Source organism: Clostridium mucosae (assembly GCF_024622765.1).
Classification (GTDB): Bacteria; Bacillota; Clostridia; order Clostridiales; family Clostridiaceae; genus Clostridium.
The window spans coordinates 1-7,493 of sequence record NZ_JANKAF010000040.1; the positions used below are offsets into that span (position 1 = coordinate 1).

Below are 7,493 nucleotides of genomic sequence, written 5' to 3' on the forward strand. Positions count from 1 at the left end.
GAATAATTCCACCGAAAAATTCAGTAAATTCAACTTCTTTATCAGTTGCTTTATCTACTATTTTAAACTTAGTATCTTTGATTGGAGTTTTAGTTTCTCCATCTGTTTTAATAACTCTAATTTTCATCTCAACTGGTTCATTAGATATATGTTTCACATATAATTTACCATTTTCAGTTATATTTACTGGATATTCTTCATCACTTGGATAATAATTTTCTGGTGTATCAATCTCTTTTAAGTAATATTCTCCATATCTTAAATCACTAGTAAATGCAAATCCATTTTCATCAGTTACTATTTCTTCTATTAAAGTATCTTTTACAATACCAAAAACATTCTTAGCATAAACACCGAATTTAACATTTTCTAAAGGCTTATTAGTTAACTTATCAAGTTTAACAACTTGGATACGCCCTTTTATAACATCATTAGTAATATTATAAGTATAAACTTTACCATCTTCTCTAATTTGAATATCCCATTCTTGATTACTTGCTTGATATCCATAAGCTGGTTTAAGTTCTTTTAATTTATAATCACCATAATTTAATAATCCACTTATAGCATAACCATTTTCATTTGTTGTAAACTCTTCAACTAAAGCTCCAACTTCATCAAAGATACCGAATACTGCACCTGCTATTTTTAAGCCAGTTAATTCGCTATCTTCTTTATTAATTTCTATTTGACCTTTGATAATTCTATTTTGATGAGTTAATTCAATAGTTTGTAAATGCTTATCTATAGTAATAAAGTATTCCTTACCATTTAAAGTATATTTGTTTGGTGATTTTGTTTCACTTGCTATATACTCTCCAAAAGGAATTAACTTACTTATTGCAGTTCCATCTACTCCAGTTACTAATGTATCTACAACTTGTCCAGTTGCCTTGCTCTTTATTTCAAATTCTGCACCTTGAAGCTTTTCGCCTGTTTCTTCATCTACCTTAGTTATTTGTATTCTTCCTTTGATTATTTCATTTGTGTAGTCTACTCTTTGAGTATCTCCACCATTAACAACTACTTTCTTAATCTCAGGATTCAAAACATGGCTTGGAAGTGTTTCAAGTTCTTTTGTCCAATACTCACCTGCACTAACATTATCAAATACTAATCTTCCATCTGATCCAGTTACTGCTTCTGCAACTTTATTAGTTGCTCCTGCGTCTGAATATAAACCAAATTTAACTCCTGCTAATACATTACCTAAATCATCTGTTTTAAATAACTCTATTTTACCAGTACCATTAAATTTAATTCTTAATGGTTTCGGGTCTCTAATAGGGTCATTCCAATACTTAACTATATCTTGAAAACCACCACTACCATCATATTTAAGCGAAGCTGGTTTTTTCAATTCAGAATTCACAACAACTCTTTTTTCTCCACTATATCCTTTTGTAGCTCTAACTTTAAAACTTTCACCAATATTAAAAGTATTCTTTTTATTTCCATTTAAATCTACTGACCAAACATTACTATCACTAGGGAAAGTAAATATTCCACTTGACCCCTTTGTAGTTATAACTTCTGTTTCTTGATAATCATTAATTTGACTAGCTTCTAAATTATTTGGAGAAATATCAAAAAATACATTTGGCAAACTAGCTTTTCTTCCTAATTCAAGTAATTCATCAACATAACCTATTCCATAATTTCGACTAGTTAAATCTCCTGTCATTTGCCAAATTGCAACTTGTGTATAATATCTTGCATGAGAATCACTTATTCCATACTTTTGTTGTAATCCATTAGCATTTACTGGATATCCATAATATAAAACAGCTCTTATTTTATTATTATCATACGGATTTCCATTTGGATAATTATTACCTACTGGGAAGTTTTTATATAAATTAAGGCAATATCCCACTTCTCCATCTATAGTAATTGGTGGTGCTATAATTCCAGAAATAAGTTCTAATCCTAGCCCACTATTTCCTGTTGCTCGTTCTTCTATACCATTTAAATAATTTTGATATAACTGATTATATTCTTCAGGAGACATTCCATTAACAGTTACTTTATACCCCAATTCTTCAGCACTTACTTTTATACTATTAATAGGTAATAAATTAAATGATAGTAAACAAGCTAACGCTAAGCTTACCTTCTTACTTAAAGACCTTGCTTTCCTCCTTTCTTTTTTTATTAAATTTTCTTTGATTTTCTTTATGAGGTTATTAAACAATCTCATAAAATACCTCCTTTATATTTATTTATGCTTAATTAAAAGCACTAAAAAAGAGACCTAATATAAAATTTCTTATACTAAATCTCTTCTTTACTACTTTTTATTCCCAAGGACAATACAATTGCATACTACAATATTCTCCCAAATCAACAACAACCACTGCAAAACTTTTATATTGATATCCATTAAACAATGTTTGTTGGTCTGCTGAATTTCCTCTTTCTGTACTCCACATTTGATCTGTTCCTCTACCTGCCCAACCATTACTAATTAATGATGGGTCATATGTTAATCCTAAACTTTGTCCATATGATATAAGTCTTTGTTGCACTTCTGATACACTTGGATAGCTTGGCTTTGGTGCTTCAACTGGTGGTTGTGGTGCTGGTGTAGGCGTTGATGGCTTTGGTTGAGTTGTTCCTTGATTAGAATTTGAATTACTACTTCCATTCCCACTTGTACTTGAAGAAGTATTATTATTTGTACTTGTAGTAGTACCCGTATTACTATTTGAATTATTACTTGTACTATTATTCGTACTTTCATTTGATGTATTAGTAACTACTTCTTGTTTATTCTCTTCTTTTTTAACTTCTTCTTTGCTACTTTCTTCTTTACTTTCAGCTTTAACAACTTCTTCTATTTTAGTATTTGTATCTTTTTCTAAACTTTCTATCTCTGTTGTTGCTTTCGCATACTCTTTATTTTCTATTAACTTTGCTATGTCCGCTATCTTATTCTCTAGTACTTTCTTATCTTCTTCTGATAATTTTGATATATCTATTTTCTTTAAATTCTCTAATTTTTCTATAGCTTCTGTTTCTTCTTTACTAGATTCTTCTTTATTTACTGCTACTACTTTATTATCTTCTGCTTTATTTTCTACATTAAACTTATTGTTTAATAATACACTTCCCGCTATTGCAATAACTAAAGCTCCTGTTACTGCTCCTACTATTACAATATTTTTTTTATTCTTTAATATTTTTTTTAGCATTTCTAATCTCATAATAAAACACCCCTTATAAATTCTTATCATTCATAATTTAGTTTTTTATAATTATATCATATTTTATAAACTCTTAAAATTATACCATTTTATACTAGTCAAGGGGTTATATATCCCACCTTGACCTATTCTCTCTATTTATAAAAACATATTCAAATCTTATATTAAACTCCTTACTAAGTTTATTAGCATTTTCTAAAGCCTCTCTATACTCTTCATATCTCCTCTTAAAAACTATAGCATTACATATAGAAGCAGTCACTTCATAACAATTTAAATATTTGGCTAATATTATTCGTTTCTTCATTAAACCCTAAATATCGACTTGAATAAATTAACTAATATATCTCGTACTGTTTCTGGTGTAACTACAAATCCTGCAACTACTACTGACATTGCTAAAAACGCTACAAATTTAGTCATCTCTCTCTTTACTAAAAAATATATAGCAACACAAACTAAAACAGCTAAAAATAAAGGCATAACATTAGTTTGTACAACTTCTAAAATATTTTGTCCAAAATTCATTTTAATTCCCTCCTAAAAACTATTTATAATAAACTTCCCATCTTTATTTATAAGAACTATATCAAAATGATTTATACTTTTAAAATTAGTATCTAAATCCTTATAAATTACATCTATAGAAATATTAAAAGTAGTATCATCTTTTTTTGTAACTATTTCATTTTCTAATCTTACTAACTCTAAATTTTCACCTAAAGGCTTTATATTTTTCTCAACATAATATGTTAATTCATGGTCAGTAGCTTTAGGATAAACATTAAAGAACATATTTAAAAATTCATCTATTTTCGCTCTTTCATCACTAGTCACATTAGTATCTGAAACTAAAGTTTTATCTAGTTCATAATCCCCCTTTTTAGGTGAAGTTGTAACTGTTGGACTTTGAATAACTACATAATTTCCATTATTGTCTTTATGAACTACAATATAATAAGTATCATCTGTATATTTTTTCTTTTTATCTTGCATTGTTAATTCTTGATAAACAGTAAAGTCTACTTTATAGTTATTATCTTCTTTTGGGTCTACATTCCAAACTTCTATATTTGTAACTGATGACTTAATCCCATTCATTTCTTCTATATTAATTAAAGTATTATTTACAAGATCCTCTATCATATATTTTTTTAATTCTTCTAATCTAGATTTTCGATTTTCTTCATTATCTGAAAAAGAAAAATATGATTTTATAAACTTACTTGAAAATGTATTAACTCCAACATCATAATTACTATTTACATCAGAAATAACTTTACCACTTTGATTATTATTTAAATCATAATCTTTGTTATAGCTTATATTCCTAATTCCAACTATTATCATTACGACAAGAAAGAACCAAAATAAAACTACAAATACTTTTCTAATTTTTAAAGATGATATTTTCTTAATTTCTTTACCTTTAATTTCAATCATCTCCTTCTCTTATCTACTATTCTTAACTTAAATTTTCTAAACTCATTCTTAAAGTTCCTTTATCTATATCAGCGAAATCTGGAATTTGTTTTAAATAATTTATCATTTTTTCGTAATGCTCTTCCTTTAAATCCGCTGCTTCAATAATGTTCTCCATAAACCTACCTTCAATTCCTATAGCCTTTTCAATCATTTCAATACTTTTTAACGAATTACTAGTTTGTTTCATTAACCATCTATAAGTTTCTTCAAAAGTTTTAGGCTCTGGCTTTATATATAAACTTAACTTTCCACTATCCTCAATAAACTTTTGCCAATTCTTCCAAACAGGCCATCTGTGTTTATGAGTAAGATCATTTTCATTTCTATTAACAAATCTGACATACTGATTTAAAACAGACTTTACTACATATAGTATATTGCTATCTCTCGATAAAACATCTGCACACTTAGTTGCATTTTCATCTCTCATTTGTATTTCGTATCTATTCCAATCTCCTATCTCTTCAACTTCAACTCCTTTTTTAAAAGCTTCTTCGTAATTTTTTTCATAAAATCTAAATCTAACATTTGAAGTGGGCGACCCCATATATAAAGTTGTACCTGCATTAGAACCATCAGAATTTTTTATTTTTTCAAAATTATAAGAATACTTAAACTTTGAAACTATCTCCCCAGATTTTATTTTTTTCACTAATCGAGGAACTTTAAAATAAACTTTAGTATCATCTATAGAAACATCTAATCTACTAAAATTGCATGTAGCTTCTAGTTTAAAACAATCTTTAAAAAAATCTTTCCAAGCTCTTTTTTGAGTTTTTAAATAAAAATCAAATTGCCTACAACCTTTTCCTGTCATCTGTATATGAACTCCCATTCCTCTCTCGTCATATTCACCATTGTGTAATACAAAAATATCATTGAATTGAAAGGAATATTTATACCCACAAAAGCCAAAATCATTTTTAGTAAAAAAGCTAATATCTAGTTTTAAAATCTCTTTTATAATCTTTTCAACACCGAAATTTTTAAAAGTTACTTGAACCCAGTCAATTACAGGCCTTAGTAATATTTCTTTTGGCGTTTGTACCCCCATGTTATCCGCCAGGGGGTTAAGATTTTCTGTCATTTCTTCTCACCTCTTAAAATTTACTTTTCTTTAAGGCTTCGCCTAGGGATTATTCTCCCTTTTGCTCCGCTTGAAAAGTCCCTTTTCTACGGGATAATAATCCCTTTACATCTTCAACTAAATTATAATCTTTGGATAATAACGGAGAATAAAACTCCATAGGGTACTTGGATTCACCCATTAGATATACATAACCTTGACCTTTTTCAGTTCTTTCTAAAAATTCTTTTTCAACATCTCCAAAAGTCATTTTATAACCATCTTTAGACAAATTACCTAATGATACCCTTAAGCCTAAATTATCCCTTATGGCACCCGGCATAAATTCTGCGTCTGCTCTTTGCCCTGTTAAAACTATAAATATACCTGCTTGTCTACCTTTTAATATTATCTGAAACAATCTATCCCTTAGTTCTTCCTTCTTAGATTTTTCGAGAGAAATAGCAAAAGCAATAAATTCATCAAAAAATATTACATATGGTTTTAAATTATGTTCTAAAAAATTAGAACCTATCTTTTGATTTTCTTCTTTTCTCATTAAAGTATATCTTTCTTCCATTTCTTCAACTGCTAATCTTAATTCCTTAAGAATTTTATCTTTAGAAAAAAATACATCATCAGGCATTATTGAATCAAGGAAAGATAAATCTGACATTTTAGGATCTAAAACTTTAACTATACATTCTAAGGGGTCGCCCACTTCATTCTTCAAACTAAAAAATGAACGCACTAAATAGAATAGAAAATAAGATTTTCCCCCTCCAGTTGCTCCTGTAACTAAGCAATGAGGAATTTTAACAATATCCCATTCTATCCCCTTCATAAGTGGTATTTTAGTACCTGTATTCTGTTCTTTTATTAAATCTAATATTATTCGACTATCCTCAGTAAATACCTGTAATATATAAGTAACTTCTGAATTTTTAACAATTTTATCTACTATTTCAGAATTATACATTTGTTCTAATTTTGAACCTAATTCTAAATACTTTGAATGAAACTTACTACCATCAAGTTCTATGTTTATATATATCCTTTCTTTATTAAACCAATAATATATTTTAGGAAAATAAGTACACTTCTTTTTACTCTTCCCATCTGCTCCTTTAATATTTTCAACAATATAAAAATTATTATTTATAATCAATTTAGATAATTTTTGTATATTTTTCAGATTATAAAATAATTTCTTTAAAAATACTTTTAAAATTATTAATATTGCTATTGTTAGGAGTAATACAATCACTAAAGGAATAATTATCTCCTTAAAATCAGCTTTAAAAACTTCTATAACATTATTTAAAGTCTTAAATTTAATCTTCAAAAATAAAGAAAAAAAAGCGGTAAATAAAACTATACCGCTTAATAAAAACATTTTTAATATTATATTTTTATGATGTAGTTGAATCCTAACACCTTTCTTCCTTTTCATTACTTAGTTCCTGCTGAAGCTTGGAATATTTCACTTGCAGTAACTGTATATCTTACTGATGCAAAAGTTCCATTAACAGATGCTGATGCAGAAATCTCAACATCTTTAATACCTACTTTAGCCATGAAAGGAAAATCTTTTGAAGTTCCTCCATTCTCACCAAAGTTCACAGTTACTGGAACTTCTCCACCTTGTGCTGATGAAGCTAATTTATATGTTACTGACTTCAACACATCTGTCTTAACACCATCTTTATAGTGAAACCTTTCCTCTTTACCTAAAT

At 27.9% G+C, this 7,493-nt stretch carries 7 protein-coding genes and 1 pseudogene; all 8 read right to left on the reverse strand.

The features are described 5' to 3' along the window. A partial coding sequence (locus NSA50_RS19235) for a SpaA isopeptide-forming pilin-related protein (RefSeq protein WP_257448031.1) occupies positions 1-2,200 on the reverse strand: 2,200 nt, incomplete at its 3' end. 97 nt (positions 2,201-2,297) lie between these two features. Next, positions 2,298-3,206 carry a hypothetical protein gene (locus NSA50_RS19240; RefSeq protein ID WP_257448032.1) on the reverse strand — a complete coding sequence of 303 codons (909 nt, stop codon included), beginning with the start codon at positions 3,204-3,206 and terminating at the stop codon, positions 2,298-2,300. Between the two features lie 106 nt (positions 3,207-3,312). Beyond that, positions 3,313-3,513 (reverse strand): hypothetical protein, encoded by a 201-nt coding sequence (locus tag NSA50_RS19245; protein ID WP_257448034.1) that lies wholly within the window; start codon positions 3,511-3,513, stop codon positions 3,313-3,315. Further along, positions 3,513-3,734: a hypothetical protein gene (locus tag NSA50_RS19250; RefSeq protein WP_257447944.1), complete on the reverse strand. Its 222-nt coding sequence runs from the start codon at positions 3,732-3,734 to the stop codon at positions 3,513-3,515. The genes NSA50_RS19245 and NSA50_RS19250 overlap by 1 nt, the downstream gene beginning before the upstream one ends. A gap of 12 nt (positions 3,735-3,746) precedes the next feature. Continuing rightward, the gene (locus tag NSA50_RS19255) at positions 3,747-4,649 is read right to left on the reverse strand and encodes a conjugal transfer protein (RefSeq protein ID WP_257448036.1); all 903 of its coding nucleotides are present in this window, start codon (positions 4,647-4,649) and stop codon (positions 3,747-3,749) included. Between the two features lie 22 nt (positions 4,650-4,671). Next, positions 4,672-5,778 carry a replication initiation factor domain-containing protein gene (locus NSA50_RS19260; protein ID WP_257448039.1) on the reverse strand — a complete coding sequence of 369 codons (1,107 nt, stop codon included), beginning with the start codon at positions 5,776-5,778 and terminating at the stop codon, positions 4,672-4,674. 49 nt (positions 5,779-5,827) lie between these two features. Then, entirely contained in the window at positions 5,828-7,210 is a 1,383-nt protein-coding gene (locus NSA50_RS19265; RefSeq protein ID WP_257448042.1) for an FtsK/SpoIIIE domain-containing protein, read from the reverse strand. Then, positions 7,210-7,493: pseudogene (locus NSA50_RS19270) on the reverse strand (YdcP family protein); the annotation flags it as partial. The pseudogene NSA50_RS19270 and the gene NSA50_RS19265, both read right to left, overlap by 1 nt.